At 49.8% G+C, this 18,946-nt stretch carries 24 protein-coding genes; all 24 read right to left on the bottom strand.

From position 1 onward, the window contains the following. The 24 genes from ACJJI4_RS04225 to ACJJI4_RS04110 all read right to left on the bottom strand — a co-directional run bounded on the left by ACJJI4_RS04225 (position 1) and on the right by ACJJI4_RS04110 (position 18,724). Positions 1–267: a hypothetical protein gene (locus tag ACJJI4_RS04225; protein WP_444907878.1), complete on the bottom strand. Its 267-nt coding sequence runs from the start codon at positions 265–267 to the stop codon at positions 1–3. Continuing rightward, entirely contained in the window at positions 267–692 is a 426-nt protein-coding gene (locus ACJJI4_RS04220) for a phage minor tail protein domain-containing protein (protein ID WP_444927183.1), read from the bottom strand. The genes ACJJI4_RS04225 and ACJJI4_RS04220 overlap by 1 nt, the downstream gene beginning before the upstream one ends. Positions 693–694: 2 nt before the next feature. Further along, positions 695–1,108, bottom strand: coding sequence for a phage tail tube protein (locus tag ACJJI4_RS04215; protein WP_444927182.1), 414 nt, complete (start codon positions 1,106–1,108; stop codon positions 695–697). A 26-nt stretch (positions 1,109–1,134) separates the two neighbouring features. Beyond that, the gene (gpU, locus tag ACJJI4_RS04210) at positions 1,135–1,542 is read right to left on the bottom strand and encodes a phage tail terminator protein (RefSeq protein WP_444927181.1); all 408 of its coding nucleotides are present in this window, start codon (positions 1,540–1,542) and stop codon (positions 1,135–1,137) included. A gap of 127 nt (positions 1,543–1,669) precedes the next feature. Beyond that, positions 1,670–2,092 carry a hypothetical protein gene (locus tag ACJJI4_RS04205; protein ID WP_444927180.1) on the bottom strand — a complete coding sequence of 141 codons (423 nt, stop codon included), beginning with the start codon at positions 2,090–2,092 and terminating at the stop codon, positions 1,670–1,672. A gap of 238 nt (positions 2,093–2,330) precedes the next feature. Continuing rightward, a complete protein-coding gene (locus ACJJI4_RS04200; RefSeq protein WP_444927179.1) occupies positions 2,331–3,122 on the bottom strand; it encodes a KilA-N domain-containing protein in 792 nt (263 codons plus the stop codon). 16 nt (positions 3,123–3,138) lie between these two features. After that, the gene (locus tag ACJJI4_RS04195) at positions 3,139–3,381 is read right to left on the bottom strand and encodes a hypothetical protein (protein WP_444927178.1); all 243 of its coding nucleotides are present in this window, start codon (positions 3,379–3,381) and stop codon (positions 3,139–3,141) included. A 470-nt stretch (positions 3,382–3,851) separates the two neighbouring features. After that, on the bottom strand, positions 3,852–4,391 hold the full coding sequence (locus tag ACJJI4_RS04190) for an SLATT domain-containing protein (RefSeq protein ID WP_444927177.1): 540 nt from the start codon (positions 4,389–4,391) through the stop codon (positions 3,852–3,854). 114 nt (positions 4,392–4,505) lie between these two features. Continuing rightward, entirely contained in the window at positions 4,506–5,681 is a 1,176-nt protein-coding gene (locus tag ACJJI4_RS04185) for a ComEA family DNA-binding protein (RefSeq protein ID WP_444927176.1), read from the bottom strand. A 181-nt stretch (positions 5,682–5,862) separates the two neighbouring features. Beyond that, positions 5,863–6,159: a head-tail joining protein gene (locus ACJJI4_RS04180; protein ID WP_444927175.1), complete on the bottom strand. Its 297-nt coding sequence runs from the start codon at positions 6,157–6,159 to the stop codon at positions 5,863–5,865. 7 nt (positions 6,160–6,166) lie between these two features. Next, positions 6,167–6,538: a capsid cement protein gene (locus ACJJI4_RS04175; RefSeq protein WP_444927174.1), complete on the bottom strand. Its 372-nt coding sequence runs from the start codon at positions 6,536–6,538 to the stop codon at positions 6,167–6,169. An 87-nt stretch (positions 6,539–6,625) separates the two neighbouring features. Further along, positions 6,626–8,674, bottom strand: coding sequence for a ClpP-like prohead protease/major capsid protein fusion protein (locus ACJJI4_RS04170; RefSeq protein WP_444927173.1), 2,049 nt, complete (start codon positions 8,672–8,674; stop codon positions 6,626–6,628). A gap of 9 nt (positions 8,675–8,683) precedes the next feature. Beyond that, the gene (locus ACJJI4_RS04165) at positions 8,684–10,168 is read right to left on the bottom strand and encodes a phage portal protein (RefSeq protein ID WP_444927172.1); all 1,485 of its coding nucleotides are present in this window, start codon (positions 10,166–10,168) and stop codon (positions 8,684–8,686) included. After that, the gene (locus ACJJI4_RS04160; protein ID WP_444927171.1) at positions 10,168–10,383 is read right to left on the bottom strand and encodes a DUF6148 family protein; all 216 of its coding nucleotides are present in this window, start codon (positions 10,381–10,383) and stop codon (positions 10,168–10,170) included. Before ACJJI4_RS04160 ends, ACJJI4_RS04165 begins: the two co-directional genes overlap by 1 nt. Continuing rightward, positions 10,384–12,396 (bottom strand): terminase gpA endonuclease subunit, encoded by a 2,013-nt coding sequence (locus tag ACJJI4_RS04155; protein WP_444927170.1) that lies wholly within the window; start codon positions 12,394–12,396, stop codon positions 10,384–10,386. Beyond that, positions 12,359–12,880 carry a hypothetical protein gene (locus ACJJI4_RS04150; RefSeq protein WP_444927169.1) on the bottom strand — a complete coding sequence of 174 codons (522 nt, stop codon included), beginning with the start codon at positions 12,878–12,880 and terminating at the stop codon, positions 12,359–12,361. The genes ACJJI4_RS04155 and ACJJI4_RS04150 overlap by 38 nt, the downstream gene beginning before the upstream one ends. Positions 12,881–12,977: 97 nt before the next feature. Continuing rightward, positions 12,978–13,715 (bottom strand): hypothetical protein, encoded by a 738-nt coding sequence (locus tag ACJJI4_RS04145; protein ID WP_444927168.1) that lies wholly within the window; start codon positions 13,713–13,715, stop codon positions 12,978–12,980. Then, positions 13,705–13,953, bottom strand: a complete 249-nt coding sequence (locus tag ACJJI4_RS04140; RefSeq protein WP_444893433.1) for a hypothetical protein — start codon at positions 13,951–13,953, stop codon at positions 13,705–13,707. The genes ACJJI4_RS04145 and ACJJI4_RS04140 overlap by 11 nt, the downstream gene beginning before the upstream one ends. Continuing rightward, positions 13,950–14,444 carry a hypothetical protein gene (locus ACJJI4_RS04135; RefSeq protein ID WP_444927167.1) on the bottom strand — a complete coding sequence of 165 codons (495 nt, stop codon included), beginning with the start codon at positions 14,442–14,444 and terminating at the stop codon, positions 13,950–13,952. The genes ACJJI4_RS04140 and ACJJI4_RS04135 overlap by 4 nt, the downstream gene beginning before the upstream one ends. Then, positions 14,444–14,839 (bottom strand): DUF5675 family protein, encoded by a 396-nt coding sequence (locus ACJJI4_RS04130; RefSeq protein WP_444927166.1) that lies wholly within the window; start codon positions 14,837–14,839, stop codon positions 14,444–14,446. Before ACJJI4_RS04130 ends, ACJJI4_RS04135 begins: the two co-directional genes overlap by 1 nt. A 255-nt stretch (positions 14,840–15,094) precedes the next feature. Continuing rightward, positions 15,095–15,553 carry a hypothetical protein gene (locus ACJJI4_RS04125; RefSeq protein ID WP_444927165.1) on the bottom strand — a complete coding sequence of 153 codons (459 nt, stop codon included), beginning with the start codon at positions 15,551–15,553 and terminating at the stop codon, positions 15,095–15,097. Then, complete coding sequence (locus ACJJI4_RS04120; protein WP_444927164.1) at positions 15,546–15,881, bottom strand: hypothetical protein; 336 nt, start codon at positions 15,879–15,881, stop codon at positions 15,546–15,548. Before ACJJI4_RS04120 ends, ACJJI4_RS04125 begins: the two co-directional genes overlap by 8 nt. A 282-nt stretch (positions 15,882–16,163) precedes the next feature. Then, complete coding sequence (locus tag ACJJI4_RS04115) at positions 16,164–17,687, bottom strand: primase-helicase family protein (protein ID WP_444927163.1); 1,524 nt, start codon at positions 17,685–17,687, stop codon at positions 16,164–16,166. Continuing rightward, on the bottom strand, positions 17,684–18,724 hold the full coding sequence (locus ACJJI4_RS04110) for a PriCT-2 domain-containing protein (protein WP_444927162.1): 1,041 nt from the start codon (positions 18,722–18,724) through the stop codon (positions 17,684–17,686). The genes ACJJI4_RS04115 and ACJJI4_RS04110 overlap by 4 nt, the downstream gene beginning before the upstream one ends. Between the last annotated feature and the right edge of the window lie 222 nt (positions 18,725–18,946).

Below are 18,946 nucleotides of genomic sequence, written 5' to 3'. Positions count from 1 at the left end.
TCAACTCATGGAGTTCCAGATTGCGATTTGCTGCTGCACGGTTTTAGGTTTGTGCGTCTGAGGTAGGTATTGAGAGACTTTGCCTCCCAAGGTGCCAGCGGCGATATGGGCGAGTTGCCATTGCTGGACTTCGGTCTGTAAGGGCCGCTCGGAGTGGAATTCATACCAATGATCAAACTCGGTAGAACTCATCGAGCGCAACATGTTGAAATAGTCAGGGCGATTAAAATCCCGCGCGAGCTGCCGGGCAAAGTAGAAACCCGGCACTAGCCTTTTTTTTCGGTTTCCTCGCTTTCTGTTTCGCTATCCGCCTCTTCAGTTTGGACATCGACAAACAGCCCGGATAGCTTAGCCGCAGGGACATAGAGCACATCGATCAATTTAGGCGTAACACCGCGAATCAACCGCTGATGAATATCTTCCAGTGAATCCTGACAGTCCGGCTTCATCCAGATAGCATAGGCAACCAGCAGCAGTTTCTTACTCACCTCCCCCATACGAAAAGCCCAAAGCTGGCCAAAGGTCTCCAGCTGAGTTTCCGGCAACTCTTCATCTTGGGGCAGTGGAATATCTTCCGTGGTTTTTTGCAGATACTCACAGCGGTGGTAGGCACTCAGCTCAAAAAGCTCGACTTCTTGCTGACCGAAAGACACGGTTTCGGATTCTAAAATAGGCGCAGGTACAAAACTCATGGTTAGCTACCTGCGGTTACTGAGGGTTTACCGGAAATCTTAAACTTCACTGTGCGGGTGATCTTGTCATCCTTAGGCACTGCCTTACCCCAGCCGGTAATATGGCCGGTGAATTCCACGGTAGTGCCCTCTGGGTATTCAACCTTGTAATGCTTATTGGTATCGGAGTCGTAATCTGCCCGCAGTGCCTGCTGGCCGCTGTCGGTCTCTTTCCAGATCAAAGTAATGGAAACCTCACCGGCATCGCGCAAGCCCGAAGGGTCATAGTCCATATAGCCACTGGTGCCATCAATGGCTGTCATCTCAACAGAACCGCGAGACTCTTCACCGGGTTCAATATCCAACATGCCCGCCACTTGAGAATAGGAGCTGCCATCATCACTGCGATAAAACTTGGTTTTGTAACCTTGTGCCATAGTTATGATCTCATTAGGTTGAGTAATTAAAAGTCTGTGGGCTCACTGGAATACTGGGCGCTGTAAGTAAGACGCACTTCGCCCAGAGGGTGATCTTGATCCAGGGCAAACTGCGTTTGGCTAAGCAGGAATAAGTCACAGGTGCCCTCAAGAGAGTCATCTTGCAGTACGCTCTCAATATCGGCCGCGGCCTGATCCAGCTCGACATAAATATCGCCGCTGCTCTTCACTACCGCCGCAATAGTGAGATCCAATTGCCGACTGGTGCCGCCGTCCATTTGGTGGTCGACCGGTTCATTCGCAAAGCCCACAATAATCGCCGGCAGCTTTTCCGGGCAGATGCTCTCTGTGGTACCGGCCGGAGGAAAAGTGTAGCCGGATAGGGTTTTTAGATTGCTTAAAACGGCATCGCGGATGGTGATGCGTTGGGTCATTGGGATTGCTCCAGGAATTTCGGGCATAAAAAAACCCGCTGGTGCGGGTTTGGAAAACTACTGTGGTTTTAACTAGCTATCTTTTTGATATCGACGATTCAAATAGCCATGTAAAGAAAATTAAAATTTACTCTTTCACACAACCGTTAAGCCTCTCAGTCTCTACCCTTTCGCCTTTTTTACCATCAGTAATATCGTAGATTAAGGCGACGCAAAAAAGTGGAAACGCTTCATAGTGTTTATTGCTCTCTAGGCTCACAGCATAAGTGCCTCTACAAATTTCTCTACCTGATTTTTTCACGCGAAGCACAATATTTTTGTTAGCTTGAACATATACATTTTCGCTATCCAAATAGCTTTCAGCCCTTACAGCTCTAAAGTTGACAGCACAACCCTTCTCGTTTAGCTCACCTAGCATGTATAAAATGTTGTCATCTTTTGGCAATTTCAATTTAGTCAAATTACTATTTTGAGGTGGCTTATACGTTACAAGGGCAGAATTACAACCCAAAATGGAAAGTGAAATTATAATAAGAAAAAATCTTTTCATATCTACTACAAGTTACCACGCTTAAAACTTAAACACACATAACGCCCGCCAAGCCACCCCATTATCCGCCAATTTATGTTCATAACGGTTTCAATAGGTCTGATTGGACAAGGCGGCAGCCACTGAACACCCAAAGGAGAATGAAAAGTGGGCGAGCGCTATTTCCTTGCGGTATTGTATTCACGCTCATGGCCGCCGTAAAACCATAGACCTACTTATCGGAATAGACTGTCATCACTCAAGCGGCGCTTTTCCACGCATTGATCTGGTCCAGCAATTCCGGGAAGGTCTCGACGTAGTACAAAGGCTGAGTCTCTTTGGGGCTCCTGGGGCTGGTTTCATTTTTACCAAAGCGCAATCCAGCCTCAGTGAGTGATTTGAACTTCTTGATGCTCCCCTTGCTGGAGCGGCGCCCCAACTCCTCCAGATACCCCATCTCCATAAGAATGGGATTGACGGCGCGGGCCGAAAGCGATACTTCGTAGTCCTTTAGTAGGTCGCTAAGGGCCTTCACTCGCGCTTCCTCTACATAGTCCGGCAGGAAGCGGTCACTGACACCTCTCTCAGTACAGATCGTGCTGAGCATACGGACCTTACTGCTATCACTCATACGCAACATCCGGGCAGCGCACTCTGCAATTTGCAACTCTGGCAAGGATGGGGATAAAGGCGATACTTCTGGAGCGACCCCAAGGTTGCCCTTTCTGAAGTCAATGAAGGTTTGGTTAACCTTGAGACGGAAGGCAGGACTGATCCAACCGGCATACTCCACCGCTAGTAATTCATGGGCAAAGGTTCCCGGTGCTATACCACCGTGGATTTTACTAATTGGAGCAAGATGTAAATTTACATCTTGGTCTTCTAGCTCTGCGATTAAAGCCTTGGTTTCACTTCGCCTCAGCCACTGAGCGGGACTCTTATGCCTACCCTCTCCACTTGCCTGATGCAAAGCATTCAAGTTAAAACGCCCTTCAGCGTCAGTTGTAATTTCCACACCGGCAATTACCGGCAAGCTATTAACGTTACTCATAATCACTTTCCTGTGGTTAATGTTCAGTACTTTGCTTCGCAGCCATACGTTCGGCGGCGTAGGTCAATCCATCCAGGACCGCGCCCTCTTCGCCACAGAGGGCATTGAGTGCGGCGGTTTTTACTGGGGAGTCGGGCCATTCCAGAATGTGCTGGCGGGCCAGGTTTAAATACTGTAATTCGCGCAACTGCTGGACATGAGCCGGCTGTAGCGCTGGTTCGGAGTGATTAACTGTGGAGATTGCGTGGGCACTGGCCATGGGAGGGCCTCCTGAGAAGTTTTAGTTCCTAGCGGCTGCCAGTTAGTAGCTGGCAGCCGGGTCTCAACTAGAGCCTTCTCAGAAGCTCCGGGCCTATTCCCCCAGAAGGGGTCTTGTATTACGCCTCTCGACCCGGCTATAAAAGCTAGGCGTGCCAAATTGCAGGCACAAAAAAACCGCGAGGCTGTCGGGTGCGGTAACCGCTGAGAATGTTCTAGTTCTCTCAGTGTCCACCAACCCGCAAGGAGCTGTCAAGCCCTCAGCCTGCGGTTAGGCTACCCCTGTCCCAATCTCCGTTTAATCACTCCAAATATATGGTTTTCTATACAGCCCGCTTCCGCAGGCAATAAAAAACCCCACCAGCGGTGACTGGTAGGGTTTTTTATTGCTACTCAGGAGTTAGTAGCGGTTAATGCCCGCGTAATAGGTGCGAGCTTGTGAGGGTCCGAATTGTCACGCTTATTAGCATCTTACGTTTTTAATTCATCGCCATTCGGCATAAATGGAGTAATCTCTTGAGCCTCACGCGCACGTTTTAAGTCTCCATCATTGGTAGGGAAAGCCTCAGCTTCAATATTAATTTCGAGATACTCGCTTTGAATTGCTTCTACCTCATGCCATAAATTCTCGGGGGGAAAAGGAATATCTTGATGCTTTCTAAGTAGCTTTTTACAGTTTCTCGATATTTTTAAATATCTATTCCCAACAGAACTGTGACCTTCAGCGGCCTTATGGAAATTAAAAAATGTCTGCATCGCACTTAACGATGCAGCAATGAAGGCAAGGATAGCAGATGCAATTGCTAACCTTTTATCTCCATCCCCATCCGATAGCAGGGCTACTATTACCGTACCAACAAATACATTAATCACAATGACGGGGATTCCAATCCAATTATGCCAACAAATTTTTCTCCTACTGGCATTAAAGTGCTTGCTTTTTCCTAGCTTCGCATCGGTACGAAGCTCATCAATGAGATTAATAGCCCCATCTGTTGACCTATCTTTCATTTGGATTTAATTCCTGCAACCTGTATTGAATACAAACGCCGCGATAACCGGCGCAAGGTACGTGCATCCGGCTCCGTAACCGCGTGGTTAATTGCCTTGTTATACACTGATGTATTAATCAAACTCAAAGGCCTCCTTGGCTCTTTCTACAGTTTTAGCCCCGACACCTTTAATACCAGCTAGTAACTCAAGATCAATTCCGCCCTCATTGACTCTTGTTTTCACAATTTCTTTAGCTGTATTCCTACTGATATTTAGCAGCGCCTCAAGCTCATCCAGAGAGGCTGAAGTAATGCTCGGCTTAGAGCTTCCTGTTCCCGATCCCTCTAAATAATTAAGAATGTCTGCCACTACAAGATACGTATGAAATACTGACTTAACGGCTTCAAGCTGCTCCAGTTCAGCGTGAACCCCTTTATTTGCTAACTTATTCACTTTTTCAAGCCATGACCCTAGAAAATCAATATGAGACTTCGCTAGATTTTTGTTGCTGTCGGACTGAATAGAATTGTCCATAAATGCCCAAAGTCGATTCACGTACTGTGCTTGACCAACCGGCCTTCCGTTAAATTTTTCTTTCGAAGGAGGGTATAGCTCATCAGCAAGCCCCTCCAGCAACCTTCTACAAGTGGTTAGGGATTGAGACCACTCTTCTTCTTTGTCAGAAGATACTGATTTAAATGCAAGCATTAGCTGCTCTGCAATCATGGGATTAAGATCAAGCAGTCGATCATCTACTGCGTTTTTCAGAAGATCAAAGCTATTACTTACTGTTCCTGAAAATTTTAACTGGCTAAACAGCTGAGAAGCGAGTTCATGTGCTTTCTTTTTAACATAATTTATGTGTTCATTAAGATTGATTTTGTAATACGTGCCGTCGTTACCACGCTTGGTCCTAACAAGATCTGCATACCTTTCTTCTATAAATCCAATGTTAAGGTAGCCACCACCACTATTAGTTGCTTTTACATTTAACTCTTCGGAAGAATAATGAATATTATGATTTAGCCCTATTTCACTCAGAGCCTTTTCATATTTTTTTAGCCCTTCTTGATATTCTCTTTCTTCAGGATCGGTGTGCTCTATTAGAAAATCCAATAGCTTTTTAAGCGGTTCTGTGTATTGAGGATCTCCGAGCTGGATTGAGCACCAAATATTTTTATCGACATCGTCAACTATGTCTGATGCTCTTTGTAATTTTTGTATTGCCGATAGCACAGAGCCTTTTGCAGATTCAAGTTCTTTTAATGACTCATCAACTAACTGCAAGGCAATTTTCTTTTGTGGCATATTACTCTCGATGATGTTTTGTATAACATTTATATAGTAGCCATCATGACCACTATTATCTTAACTACTATTTCTGATACAAATTTACGCCAACACGCCATCTTCTTCTACTAAATCACTTGAATACGCTCACTTGGCACTACCGAACCACCTGGATAAATGATCAACCTACCCACACAGGCTACCCATCCACCAACCCCCGCCAAACCACCCCATCATCCGCCAACCGCTTGCGCACCGTGTACTCCACACCACCCAGCGTAATCACCGCATCAGGGTTATAAGCCCCCACCTCACTCACCAGCAAACTCAACTCTACACGCGGCACCCGCACACGCTCCTCATCCTCGAACTCATCAATCTCCTGATCAAGGATCACCTTGCAATCAATAGGCTCAGCGCCGCTACCATCGGTATAGGTAGCGGCCTTGCCCCATTTGCGGAACGCGCGCTCTGCGGCTCTTTGGTCCAAGTCCATGGATCACCTAGGCCTTAACAGTGCCCGGTACGCCGGTAAACTTGACGGCAAAACTGGTTACGCCATTCCCGGCGGCCTCTGCGGCGAAGGCGGTGGAGCCGGTGATATCGCCAGTGGCTGCGGTGGCGGCGTTATCATCGAATGAGCTGGAGGCGGTTACCCAGGTGAGGGTTTCGCCCTGATTGATCTCTGCGGCGGATACCTTGGACACGGTGAATACCCCATCAATGGCAATCACCCCGGAGGCGCCCACGGCGATATCGTCCATCGCGACACCCAGGACCGCACCTGCGATTACCACCTGGCCGGAAGTAATCGCTGCGCTGGTGTTGTTGGTGAAATCGAGCATGCGCCCGTCTTGTACAAAATTCGTAGCCATATTCTTTCTCTCAGTGGATAAAGCAGTAGAAATAGAAAAGGCCGCGTAGTGCGGCCCTTTCCGGTTTAGTTTCAGTTGGGATTGAGGTTAGGTTTTGGGTGTTTTCACCATGCCTTTTGCATCCCAGGCTTTGGCGGCGGCATCCAGGCGGACTTTAAATTCCACCCCGTCTACGCTCCAGCCATTTTGCTCTTCTAACACCGGGGCCTGCTGACCATCCAGATAGAGCACTTCGATGGTGTCATGCGCTACCGGGTCGGCATTGAGGTACCAGCCGTTATGTCCGCTAAGGCGCGCATCAGAGAGCACTTCGGCAATATTGCGCACGCTGTTTGGAGTGGTGTTGTTTTTAGTGGATTCGCCCACTTCGAATTCGGATTCCAGAGCAACCTTTGCGCTGCCCTCGTCGGCAATATCACAGAGCAGGAACTTGGGCCGGATGTTGAGTACTGCGCTGCCATCCTTTTGCTTGCCCATCTTCACCCGTGCAGCATCAATGCTGGCCGTATTGATTAGAGCGGCGCTGGCTAGGTTGCCATGATCCGCATGGAACAGGGCTTTTCCATCTGCCATTTTGGGATTGTTGAGCAAGATGCTGAATACCAGATCCCCCACGGTGCGCACGGCGGCGAGGCCCATCTTTTGCGGGATTCGGGTGAATGCGCCCAGGTCGTCATTAATAATGGCTTGGCGGTTAATGGAGAAGAGTTCCCCGTATGTCGCCAGTGCGGCGGTCTCGGCCCGTTCGCCGATACTCACATATTTAAATTCTGCCCCCGGTGCGACTTGGCGCAGTGAGGGGAAGCTGCCCAGGTCCGTGCGGGTGGTGAGTTTAAAGTCACTGAGGTTGCCGACACTGGTAAAGCGCGGGAAGATTTCCTGTGCTTCTTCATAGCCTTTGAGCATGGATTTATTGGCGATATTGCCGAGCACCGTTGCGAAGTCACCCGAGCTATGGGTAAACGCTGCAGCGACCACACCCATTCTGTCGAGTCCGGACAAGCTTTGGCCGTGGGCCTGCATGAGGATGCGGGCAATCTCCATCATGGTGTAGCCGCTGAGTTCATTGCCCTCTGTGCGCTTTTCACCGAGGGCACGTACAGCAATCGCATTTTCCGCATCGGCTTTCATGCGCTTAATGCCTTCACCTTCCTGCACTACTACGCTGTAGCTTTGCACGGGGGTTGGGGTTTGGCTGCCGAGGGCTGTGAGCAGTTTGTCTTTGGCTTTTTCGGCGGTGCAGTCCATATCATTAAGACATTCCTGCATCACAACACTGTGCGCTTCGAAGCCTTTAAATACGGCCGTGATGTCGTCTTTGCGCTTTTTCTCATCGGCGGCAAATTGCGCTTTGGCATCGGCGGCAATCTGCGCTTTCATTTCTGGGGTAACCTCGGGCGCAGCAGTTGCAGCTGGCATGGTGGAGGTGGTTTTAGGCATGGCTTGCGCTTCCTTGGTTTGGGTTTGGGTTGGATTGCCTGCAACCGCAGACGGGAATCTAAATTCAGTGGGCCCCTGCATGACCAATGCGTTAATGGCTTGCGGGGTGTTTTTAAATTGATTTAAGTGATCGGCACTGAAGCTGGCAGCCATCTCGATGGCTGCGGTGGTGTCGGTGGCGAAGCCGGCCTCTACCGCTTCGGTGCCGGTATACCAGGTCTCGTCGTCCATCACTTGGCTGATTTCCTCATCCGACATTCCGGTGCGTGAGGAATACAGGCTTTTCATGGTGGCTTTAACTTTGGCCAGCAGGCTCTTGGTTTTTTCCAGAGCGCGCTCATCACCGCGAACACCGGCACTGGGGTTGTGCACCATGTAATAGGCGTTCTCAGCGATATGGACAGTATCCCCGGCGAGGGCGATCACGCTGCCCATACTGGCTGCGATGCCTTCAATCCAGGTTTCCACTTCGGCTTTATGGTCTTTAAGCAGGTTATAAATAGCCGTGCCGTCGAACACATCGCCGCCGGGGCAATTGATATGCAGATTGATCTTGCTGACATCCCCGAGCGCTTTCAGGTCTCGGGCAAAGTCTTTTGCCGTCATATCCCAGTAGCCGATGTAGTCATACAAATAAATATCGGCTTCACTGGTATTGGCGGCAGCGGTGATGCTGTACCAGGATTTATTCGGCATGGCTGCCTCCTATTCAGATTCAGTTTCTTGCGCGGGTACGGCTTCGCGTTTGGTTGGGGTGGTAATGTCGTTTTGTTTGAGCTTTCGCTGCCAGGCAGCGGTTTGCTTAATCACATCGTCCGGCTTTTTGCCTCGGCGGCGGATGGTCTGCTGTGGGCTGGCCAGTACATTTTCCAGCAGGGTTTCATCGGCGCTGGCTTCATGAACCGGATTAATCCAGGGCATCACCGGTGTAATAAAATCGACATGCATTAATGTGGATGGATCGACATCACTCGGCACTTTGAAGGCATCCGCTAGCAAACCCATCTGCACCCAGCGGCGGGTGGCCGGCTCTACAATTTCCTCACAGAATTCCAGGCTAAGGGTTTCGTAATTTCCCCACTGCTCTACTAGCTCCTGGCGTTGCGCGCTATAAGTACCGTTGTAGTTTTTGCTGATGCTGCTAAAGCTGGCCATGGTGCCGGCGGCGGCCATGCGGTGCATGGTTTCTAAAAATGGCGTTAGCAGACCGCTGGGGCGATTGCTTTGAATGGTGCCGACAGATTCCCCAGGGCGGAGATCGTCATAGATGGCACCGGCACGGATATCCAGGGTGCGGTTTCCCTCATCATCCAAAGCATCATCATACTGATAACGATCAGGGCTGCCCTTTTGAATAAAGCCAACCATTGAAGCTGCGATTTTTGCCGCGACACGCTCATTCTCTTCATAGTCTTTAATATCGTTAAGGCGATTCATTACCGCGGCAAATATGGAAACCCCACGGGTTTGGTGCAGCCTGCGTACAAATTTCAGGTGCTCGATATTTTCAGCAGGATGGAGCCTACGCTTCATCCTCCAGTTAAATGAGGCCCCTGGATGTTCGTCGTACAACCAAAAGCCCGCAGGCTCACCCCAGGCGGATTTTTGAATACCTTGCACAATACGCTTGCTGGGATCGTTGTAATCCACCGGCAGGAAATCTGGTTCCAGGCATTCGATGGTGTAAGGCACGGGGGTGCGGTGCTTTAATCCAGGCACTGTGCCCTGCAGATGCCGCATTAAAGTTTCACCATCGCGCAGCCAGGTATTGCACAAAAGCCGCTGGGCTTTGCCCCAGCTAAATTGCCGGGTGCATTCCGGGCGCCGTGCCCATTCCTTGTGGGCATCATTCATTTGACTGGCGAGATCGTCGTGGATATCGCCATCCCAGGTTTTGGGCTGGAATTCCACATCGATACCGCGCGGGCCGACAATGTTGTTCACCAGGGTGGTGAGAATGCCAAAGGCAAAATCGTGGTTTTGCTCCAAATGCCGGGCTTGGCCGCGCAGGGTTTCCACACTGCCTTCCAGCACCAGGTCGCCGCTGCGGTTATCACCGGGGTTTTTGCGCAGGCGACTAGGGCGCGCGGCTTCATAGGCGGCGGCAATCTCTAGGGCGCGCCGGGCTTGTACGCGGCGCAGGGCAGCCTCGGGTGCAAAAAACCCGATTACAGAATCTAATTTATTCATCAATTAAAATTCGCGTAGGCGGGCCCACGGCGTTTGCCGGCGGCCTTTAAGGTTTCTGCGGTTGCGCGGCGCTCCCACTCCTGTCGGCCCGCGCGGATTTCCTGCAGGTTCTCTGCGGTAAATTGGCGGCCGTTAATGACCGTGGTTTTTCCGGCGAGCACGTCTATCTCGGCCTCGATATAGAGGTCGACCATTTCAGCGGCGGTTTTAGACATTTAACTATCCAGTAGAGAGCCAGCAGGTTGCGCTGGCCGCCGTGGTTTCTTAGTGGTTGGCTTGGGTTGTCTAGGTGTTTGAGGAGATTCTGATTCACTAAACAAGGTACGCTGGCTCAGGCGGGATTCGATAATGGACCATTTTTTTTCATTCCACTTGTGCATACCCATGACATGGGCTGCATGTAAGGCGTAGACCTCAGTATCTAGCCCTTCGTTACTTTTTCCTGGCCTTTTCTGCCATGCTTCCCTACCTGAATGTTTTTTGCTGGGCGCCTTTACTTCAGCAGTAACTTGCTCCCAGTAATCTTGCCGCACGTTTTTACAGCTGTGCATATAGGCACTCGTGCCAAGCAAACGTTTGGCAATCAGATCTTTAGCTTTGTGTGTGCCGACAAAATATAGTTTCACCTCAAAATAATCTGCTTTAGTACGTCGCCTGGAATCCGCATATTCGACTGGCCTCGGAGGTGTATATATCTCCTTACGCCCGTAGTCGTTACTATCCCCTTTTATGGCCATCACTAGAACACCGCGATATTTTTTATCGCGAGTTCGTGCCCAGTCATAAACCGCATTGCTGGTCCCACCATCACCGGAATCTATGCCTACGGCCGATGCACGGATCTTGCCAAAGCGCTCATGCTCGAAGCCTTGGAAAACCAATTTATCCAGAGCTGCCCAACAATCATCTTGTTTATCCGCAGTGTCACCATCAATCTCACCCCAGTACATCTGCCAGGATTCTTCATTGCGGCCAAAGGCGCGAATGGTGATTGCCAGGCGGTCGTGCTGAACGTCGATGCCGACCGTTACCAGTAGGCCACCAGCAGGGCAAAATAATTCCGGGTAATCCTCGGCGGCCTCTTGCAGCTTTTCATGGTCCAGCAAGCGGCTGGCGGCGTACTGGTAGGGCCGGCCCAGTTTGTTGTTCTGAAAAACAATGCGGGCGGATTCATCGCCGCTTTTCGCTTCGTGTTCGGCTTCAAGAAAATCACGCACCACATCGGCGAGGCCGGTGCCGGGGATACACACATAAAGCTCCGATAGCTCCATAAAGGTTTCTATCGGTTCAATTTCATCCTCAGAATAATCCTCGCCGCATTGAGTTTTTACCCAGCCGGCAAAGTCATCGCCATTTTCCAGGGCGGTTTTGCAGGTCTGCAAAATATTGGCCTGACGGCGATAGTCATCCCATTCGCTACCACAGTGCGGGCAGCCATACACTGCGCTTTCTGGCTGGTGCAGGCCGAATACCGGGTGCGGTGTGCCGCCCTCCTTTTCCAGCCAGCTGACGTTTTCCCAGTCCAATACATGGGACTCACCGCAGTCGTGACAGGTAATCGGTAACACTCGCATGGTGCCGAGCTTGGTGTAGTGCTCCACCTGGGAGAGATCCGCCACCGCCGGAGTGCCGCCAATAATTAATTTCTTATTGCGCATCCGCTTAAGACGTTCGCGCAGGTGGCGAATAGAGTCGCCCTGATCACCGACGTCTTTGTTGGTATCGTCAGGCTCCTCCACATAGCCCCGACGGGCTGATGTGGATTTCACATTAGAAATTGAGTTGGAGCCAATGGTGCGTACTTCACCACCGGGAAATTTTTTCCGTGTTGAACGGCTGCCGCCTTTGCGGCTAGTGGTGACATCGATCACCCGGTTCACTGCTGGTGAGCCTTCGATAATCGGTACCAGCTTTTCATCCATAAACAACCGGCCTTTTTCATCCTTGGGGAACAGCATCAGGATGCGGGCTGGCTCAGTAGCGGCGACCTTGCAGATATCGGTAGCCAGTAGAACCGTCCAGCCGATCTGCGCGGCCTTTTGCATCACTACCATCCACGACACCGGATTATCCAGCGCGTGCATTACGCCCCAAAAATAGGGCACATAATCGTTGCGGTAATAGCCCGCGTTATCGCTATCCTCAGACGGCAGCTTGATATTTTCCGGCAACCACTCAATCAGCGGGACTTTAGGCTGCGGTATCCAGGTCTCCCGCACCTCCTTCACCAGCCTCTTCAGATTTAATCTCGTAACTGCCAATAGCTTTGAGGGCAGCGTCAATGTTTGGCTGTAGGGGTTCTCGATCGACGGTAATGGCATGCTGACTTTCGATAGCAATAAAGATGCTTTCTACCGCTCCTAAAAATTCATTCTTGCCAATAGTGGACCACTCCACCATCGCCTTGCGTACAGACTCAATATCGAGGATGAGCTGATCGTCCTTATACAGCTCGCGCATTTTCATCTGCGCATTCACCTCAGACTCAATGGCTTGTGCCATATCGCGGCGGCTGCGAGCATCGCTAACCTGGCGGCCAGCGGCTTCTGTTCTTAGACGCTCGCAATATTCCTGAAGCCAAACCCGATAACTGGCACCTTCAGTGAAGACCCCTGCTTTAAAGTGCTTTGCAATCGCCGGCTGCGAAGCGCCCACCAAGCGAGCCAAACCAGACTGAGTGGCCTGATCATCCAGTGATAGGTTGTCAGCCAAGGTATAACCCCCTAGGAAATTTCAGATAGCTGTTAAAAAAACGGGGTCCGAATTACCCGTATCACGGATTTCTCAGGAGGACCCGTTGACGTTTAGGTCAACGCCGCTTGGCTGTCGCAATGGCGCGATCCATTGCCTTATCAAGCTCAATCGGGAAGTGTCGCCGCGCTATGCCCTCGGCAATTCGGAAGAAGGGGAAGCGCTTGCGATAGTTTGGTTTCTTTTTTACGAAGATAAGAATGGGCCTAACGGATCTGCGCCGCTTGTACCCTACCCTCTGCCACACACCCAAGGTACCTTCAATCTTCCCAACGAAGTAGCCCTTAGTGATGCCCCGCTTGGACTTGCTGCGCTTACTATTAGTGGCGTTCTGCGTTGGGTCACTGCTAGCACGTACCTGGGAGAGGATTTTGGTATAAGTCGCTGCTGAAATATTTCCATATTTATTAAGCTTTGCGCCCTCACCTGCAACCGCATACATCCCAGCAGGTAGTAAGCCAGCATGTCGCAAAGCACGCTCAAATCGCTTTTCATTCCTGCTAGTGCCAAATACCGCAGGGGCCAGATATTTACTGGGAGCTGTGCCTTTTGTCGCTTCATCACGGATATATATTTTGGCAACACCCGAGCGCTTGGTGGCCTTCTTCACTAATACGGAGTTTTGAGTTAGTCGTGTTGGGCTCATAAAAACTCGCCCTATTGCTGAACGCTCCTCACCTCGAATACGAAACGCCACATTATTCAGAGCAACCGAACTGGCATAGGGCAACTGCTTTTTTAATTCAGCAGCGGCCTTATCAAACTTTGAAGTATCCAGCTTGATACTAACGTCCATCGCTCAGCTCCTCAGCAGGGTTATCCTCCCCCCGCTTCATCTGCTCACGCTTCAACTTAATATCCTGATGCCGGTAATAAGCAAACACCGCGATAGAAAGCAGGCCGGTGGTGAATGCACCGTAGGTAATTACATACTGCTCAAACGCCGATGCAACCTGAGCTGTCACGCTACCCACTCCCGCAATCCATATCATCAGCCGCTCCATTGCTGTATTTGCTGCATCAGTTGGACTCATTGAACCACCCTCTTCGCTGCGCCTTTCACCGCAGCCAATGGCTTCATGATGTGCTGGCTGATCCCATAAGAACCAAAGAAGAAAATGATCACTGCCGAGAAAGCACCGAACATCAGCATCGACCCAGCAACAGACCAAATAAACTTCGCGTACCCAGCATCCCACGGCCACACCACCACAGAGGCCAATACTAAAAACATCTCGATGCGAATAATGGCCAAGGCCGCAAAGCGCCGGGTTAAGCTGCGTTGCGTATTCTCACTCGCCGTGCTCTCAACATGAGCCACCACCGTACTGATAATTTGCTTGCGGGCCTCAGAGGCATGGCGAATTAATTCTTTCGCATCTTCCGCACTTTCCTGTTCGGTGTAAGACAAGCCATCAATCCAACCCCCCGCCCGCACCAGTAGCCCGTTATCCTTGTCGAGGATATCGTCCACGGGTTTAGCGTTACTGCTAAACAGCCCTGTTATTCCAGACCAAATACCCATCACGGATACTCCGGCACATAGTGCGTAATTGTCAGATTAAAGTTAGGCGGCAACATATCCCGCAATTGCCCCATAGCCTTGCGTGACTGCATCACCCACCAGCCACCCGGAGCCACACCAGAACCAACACCAATGCAGCCTTGAACATCAGAGGAATAATTAGCCGTGTGGATTAATATTTTTGAACGCCCAGGAACCTCCAGCAGTTCCCACACATTGGGGTAGCGCTGTGAGCTATACGCCTCACAAGAATAAATACCCTCGGGAATACAACTCTTAAATGGGCGGTTACCCAACCACGGACGCTCTACCGTATAAAACACACAGTCGCGCACTCTCAGTCGCCCCAATGTGGCATCAGGCCCATAGGCGAATCGTTGTAGGTTGCAGTCCATGTGTTTGCGCTCAGTGCCCTGCGTTGCAGAGCAAATAGAATTTAAAAAAAACGGCGCCCAAAAGAGCGCCGCCAAAGATCGTACAAGGATGAAAAATGAAAGCCCCAAACGTAAAAAACCCAGCTGGGGGAGCCGGGTTTTTTACGCGATCCGAAAATGGGGGGATCGGATTTGGTTCTTTCTTACCCACCTATGGCAGGATGCCTAGATTTAATAATTTATTATCACGGATGTAAACCCCTAATTTAAAAATAATTACGCCACTCTCGGACCTTGCGAACCAAATAGCTCCACATCCAATAAAACATGGGCCGCATCAAGGTGGCGATAATAAGTAGCAATAGGGACACCCGCAGCCTTTGCCCGCCCTTTGGCAGAAAGGCCCTCCCGTAAATACTGCACTCTCACAACCTGACGCAGCACTTCCGGCAATTTACGCAAAGCCTCTTCAACTTCCATAGGCTCCTCATCAATTAAAACTACCGGCCCCTTACCTCGCTGCCCCTGGCCACTGCCTGCGCGCATATTGGCGGTAATTCTTCTCGCCCGGTAAGTTATCGGGCTCACCCGTATCTCATTGGTCCACTGGCCAGAAGATGAAGAGTTCACACCGTTCTCCATAATCGCAGCCATCGGCGACTTATATTGCCGCGCCATACTTCCAATTACCTGAAGCGCCCAATCAAGCAAACGTTTCTCGATTCGATCAATCACTTGAAACCTCCTCAGGAAGATCTACTCCAGCTGATTCCAAATCAACCATTAAATCCTGTACTTGACTAAATAAACTCGACCTACACTCAATACCACCTTCACGCCTAGCCGCCTGATCTCTAGCATCTTTCTGGTCGAGATGAATCGTTCGGGAAGAGTGGCCCCCAATACGCAGCGTCACGTCAAATGTGAAGCCAGTGTCTACAACAACCACTTCTGGAAAACCATGAAGGCGTCGCCAACCATTCACCTTGTAATCTTCAAGCAAAATATCTGCGACCAATGTTGCTACCTGAATCCTTGTTACTTCATCACCTACATTGCGCATTCCCGTCTCCTTACTGGTTATGACACTTTCAAAATAAGCGTCACAAATTGAGTCACAAAAAAAATCTTTATTAATCAGTGAGTTATTTATTTTTATGACACTATGACACTTATGACACTAAAAAAAGAGGTGCATACACGTACGTATGTGCGCGCGCACGCGTAAGGGTATTTACAGAAAAAGCGTCATAAGTGTCACAAGCCCCGTATTTACTGGGTTTCCTTGCGTCATACTATGTGTCATAAGAAGTGTCATAGTGTCACAAAACCGTTCACCATTTAATCAATCGCTTGGACTAACAACAGTTGCCACTCGAAATTCCCGGCATGACTCGCCCAAACGCTCAGCAAAATGCCTATCGTATTTGAAGTTCATATCATCCTCAGTGACATAGATTCGCTTGGTAATATGAGAGCTCATAACCTCAGGGTATTTAATATTGTGCCTAACCTGAGGCATCACACGTTTTAATTCAGCACCAAAGTAACGTTCAGTACGCTTAAATTCCCCCGAACGCTCACACCATCGCTGAAATTCTTTAAATAAATCCCCAGCTACAGCTGACTTATAAGGGATATCCAGCTCTCCTTGCTTCCAGAGCTTATGAAAATAGGCTGGCGAGGGCAAGCTAGCATCAATGAGCTCTTCTTTCTCCCGGTTTACTGGTGGCTTTGTATGCGCAGAGAAATCACCCATATCAAGGTTTAATAAATGGTGATAAAAACATTCCACCCCACCATTTTCAATTTCAGCAAAGAGATCAATAAAGTATTGCTTCTCTGGCACCTTATCGACATAAAGCACCAGGTATCGGCGATCTCCCATATCTAACTCAAGAGGAACCGTAGAGTTGGAGAGAAACACAAAATTCATGTGATTCGACTCTTCCCGCTCAGGCAGCATCTTCTCATTAATCATATGAGTGCTGCCTGTTACAGTTTGCTTGAGTACGCCTTTATGATGATTCCGCTCAGAGCGGCTTACCACTTCCTCTGCCAGCGCAAAGAGCCTGCGGGATTTCCACCCTGTAAACTGGCTTTCCAATTGTGCCTGACCAATAGTCACTGAGTATTCGCCATATATTTTCTTAACAACCTCTTCCCAGACTATCGACTTACCCGGGCCCTCACTGCCATACATAATCACAGAACTTGCCATCTTGGCCCCAGGGTTTTGAAGGGGGAAAGCTATCCAGCGCATCAACCAATCAAACTCAGCATCACGCAATCCGCACAAACGGTAAATGTGGTGAAGGATACGGGCACATCCAGACCTTCCACGAGGGTCAGGAGTCATATTGAAACCGGTATAGAGGTTTACATACTTAGAGCCCATATCTTTATCGGGAGAAAAAACAATATCCTTAACCCACCGCCTATCAGAAGACTCATCCCAAAGTTTATAACGCTCCCTCCCCACCCCATGGCGCAAGTGCGAGAGCTCAATCTGCTTCTGATGAATATTGTCCCAAGCATGACGAGTTCCCCACACATACCAAAAGTGATCAATTAGCGTCTGATATGAATATCTGCCGAACTCATCCAATAACTTATTGGAATCGCTCTCAGGCTTAGAGGGCGCGGGAGATACAGAATAGCCTGAATATTCAGGCGGAATTTCATCAATAGGAGGAGGATCACTATTAGTCGGATCTCCAGCAAAAACCTCAGGAGGCACCCCATCAGATGGGCGCGGGAAGAAAACCACATTCTCCATAAACTCATCCCACTGCCGCCGCACCTCCCCTAATCCATAGCGGCAATGGATATCATTAAAATCAAATCCCTCTGGCTTTTTCTTACTCACGCTGCTTTATCCTCCACCTCATCACGCAGAGACGGAACCCACACCGCAGCATCACCCACAGCCTTTGCCGCCTCCATAGCCTTCTGCACACCATCATTCACATCCAAGTGCAGATCATTATCAGCAGCGAATACCATGTGTTGATCAGGGAAGCGCGCGCGGATCAACAGAGCCACCACCTTCAAATTGCCGCAGTCAAAACAAATCAATACCGGGCACTCTGTGGCCTCATGGGCACTGGCACCCGTCGAAAAGCCCTCAACCAATACTAAGGGTTTACGTGGGTCCATCTTTCCAAGGAGTACATACAAACCCGACTTACGCCCATTCCGTAAAAACAACTTCTTACCTGAGGGTGTAATAATTTGTAGATTCCAAATCACACCATCAATATCAGTCATAGGGACTGCAAAATATCCACTCTTGAAATAGTGAAACTTCGGGCGCCCTTCTTTCGGCAAAGCGAAAAACTCTGATATTTTTTCCTGATCCTCAACACGCTCTAAATGATCATCCCGCTCAATCAACAACAACGCCGAACGGAAAAAGCGCACCCCATGGGCACCAATTTTTTTAACCCCCAGGTACTTACTCCGCCCTGTAGGTTTTAATTCTGACCAAATTGCCTGCGCCTGCTGCTTTACCGCTTCATGCCAGGCCGCAGTCTCTGCCTCTTCCTGCTGAACATCCTTGGCCCGCTGAGCATCACGCGCCGCCTTTTCCTTTGCCCAGGCCGCCTTCTCTTCCGGCGTTAACTCCCGGCGCTCAAACTGGTAGCCGCCCTCTTTCGCCTTCGCAAATAAGGAACCAATACCAATACCACCTGCTGACCGCTTGAAACTTTTCCAAGTGCTTTTCGCCGCGCGCGGGCAATAGTTATCCGCCTGCTGGCTCCACTCATCCCAGATATCAAAGGCTGAATCACCAAACTCCGCCTTGATCGCCATACCTATCTCAACCCAGGTATCACGCACGGCATAATCGAGAACAAACGTGAGCGCACGGCGCACATCATCCATAGTGCACTGTTCGTACATAGAGAATTCCCCCTAATACAGAAGCGCCTAAGCGCAGTGAAGAGTGCCGGTCTTTCCCGGCTGTCAGCGGTCTTTCCCGCCGTCTTCTAATTGGGCCGGCTTAGGTAACGCACCGGCCCATCCTGTGGGTATTCAATACACTCTGTATAAATCCCCATATACCGCAATGAATTAATCCCGATCTTCAAAAACCGCAGAATGGCAGGACAATAAAATGGGGAA

It is taken from the genome of Microbulbifer maximicatervae (SeqCode) (genome assembly GCF_052467305.1).
Note: the sequence above shows the minus strand (reverse complement) of the source record. Positions and strands in the feature narration are given on the sequence as shown.

What these genes read in the sequence shown, in the direction of transcription:
- ACJJI4_RS04220 (WP_444927183.1), bottom strand. Translation starts at nt 692, where the DNA reads ATGAGTTTTGTACCTGCGCCTATTTTAGAATCCGAAACCGTGTCTTTC.
- ACJJI4_RS04215 (WP_444927182.1), bottom strand. Translation starts at nt 1,108, where the DNA reads ATGGCACAAGGTTACAAAACCAAGTTTTATCGCAGTGATGATGGCAGC.
- gpU (WP_444927181.1), bottom strand. Translation starts at nt 1,542, where the DNA reads ATGACCCAACGCATCACCATCCGCGATGCCGTTTTAAGCAATCTAAAA.
- ACJJI4_RS04205 (WP_444927180.1), bottom strand. Translation starts at nt 2,092, where the DNA reads ATGAAAAGATTTTTTCTTATTATAATTTCACTTTCCATTTTGGGTTGT.
- ACJJI4_RS04200 (WP_444927179.1), bottom strand. Translation starts at nt 3,122, where the DNA reads ATGAGTAACGTTAATAGCTTGCCGGTAATTGCCGGTGTGGAAATTACA.
- ACJJI4_RS04195 (WP_444927178.1), bottom strand. Translation starts at nt 3,381, where the DNA reads ATGGCCAGTGCCCACGCAATCTCCACAGTTAATCACTCCGAACCAGCG.
- ACJJI4_RS04190 (WP_444927177.1), bottom strand. Translation starts at nt 4,391, where the DNA reads ATGAAAGATAGGTCAACAGATGGGGCTATTAATCTCATTGATGAGCTT.
- ACJJI4_RS04185 (WP_444927176.1), bottom strand. Translation starts at nt 5,681, where the DNA reads ATGCCACAAAAGAAAATTGCCTTGCAGTTAGTTGATGAGTCATTAAAA.
- ACJJI4_RS04180 (WP_444927175.1), bottom strand. Translation starts at nt 6,159, where the DNA reads ATGGACTTGGACCAAAGAGCCGCAGAGCGCGCGTTCCGCAAATGGGGC.
- ACJJI4_RS04175 (WP_444927174.1), bottom strand. Translation starts at nt 6,538, where the DNA reads ATGGCTACGAATTTTGTACAAGACGGGCGCATGCTCGATTTCACCAAC.
- ACJJI4_RS04170 (WP_444927173.1), bottom strand. Translation starts at nt 8,674, where the DNA reads ATGCCGAATAAATCCTGGTACAGCATCACCGCTGCCGCCAATACCAGT.
- ACJJI4_RS04165 (WP_444927172.1), bottom strand. Translation starts at nt 10,168, where the DNA reads ATGAATAAATTAGATTCTGTAATCGGGTTTTTTGCACCCGAGGCTGCC.
- ACJJI4_RS04160 (WP_444927171.1), bottom strand. Translation starts at nt 10,383, where the DNA reads ATGTCTAAAACCGCCGCTGAAATGGTCGACCTCTATATCGAGGCCGAG.
- ACJJI4_RS04145 (WP_444927168.1), bottom strand. Translation starts at nt 13,715, where the DNA reads ATGGACGTTAGTATCAAGCTGGATACTTCAAAGTTTGATAAGGCCGCT.
- ACJJI4_RS04140 (WP_444893433.1), bottom strand. Translation starts at nt 13,953, where the DNA reads ATGAGTCCAACTGATGCAGCAAATACAGCAATGGAGCGGCTGATGATA.
- ACJJI4_RS04135 (WP_444927167.1), bottom strand. Translation starts at nt 14,444, where the DNA reads ATGGGTATTTGGTCTGGAATAACAGGGCTGTTTAGCAGTAACGCTAAA.
- ACJJI4_RS04130 (WP_444927166.1), bottom strand. Translation starts at nt 14,839, where the DNA reads ATGGACTGCAACCTACAACGATTCGCCTATGGGCCTGATGCCACATTG.
- ACJJI4_RS04120 (WP_444927164.1), bottom strand. Translation starts at nt 15,881, where the DNA reads ATGCGCAATGTAGGTGATGAAGTAACAAGGATTCAGGTAGCAACATTG.
- ACJJI4_RS04110 (WP_444927162.1), bottom strand. Translation starts at nt 18,724, where the DNA reads ATGTACGAACAGTGCACTATGGATGATGTGCGCCGTGCGCTCACGTTT.